Origin of the sequence: Pseudomonas sp. PDM03, from assembly GCF_014852385.1 — a bacterium.
GTDB lineage: Bacteria > Pseudomonadota > Gammaproteobacteria > Pseudomonadales > Pseudomonadaceae > Aquipseudomonas > Aquipseudomonas migulae.
This window is the reverse complement of record NZ_JACVBM010000053.1, coordinates 1-335: the sequence shown is the minus strand read 5'-3', so window position 1 is coordinate 335 and position 335 is coordinate 1. Positions and strand designations below refer to the sequence as shown.

The 335-nt window shown below is 41.2% G+C and carries 1 rRNA gene; it reads right to left on the bottom strand.

Annotation, left to right across the window (positions count from 1 at the left end):
* Positions 1–271: 271 nt before the first annotated feature.
* A 16S ribosomal RNA gene (locus tag IB254_RS29370) occupies positions 272–335 on the bottom strand; the annotation flags it as partial.

Here is a 335-nt window from a genome sequence, read left to right as displayed (position 1 = left end):
AAGACGACATTCGCCGAAAATTCGCGATTAAACTCACAAATTTTACCTTAGCCTGAATAAACACCAGTGAAAGTGTTATCCAGTCTATCTTTCTATCACATACCCAAATTTTTAAAGAACGATCTAGTCAAAGACTAGAAATCAATATTCACACTGGAATATTCATTTCTAAACTCGAACAAAACAAACCACCTTAAAGGCTGGCCTCTCGTCTTCTTCAATGAATCAAGCAATTCGTGTGGGAACTTATGGAGCAGCTGATGTCGTCGATTAAGGAGGTGATCCAGCCGCAGGTTCCCCTACGGCTACCTTGTTACGACTTCACCCCAGTCATG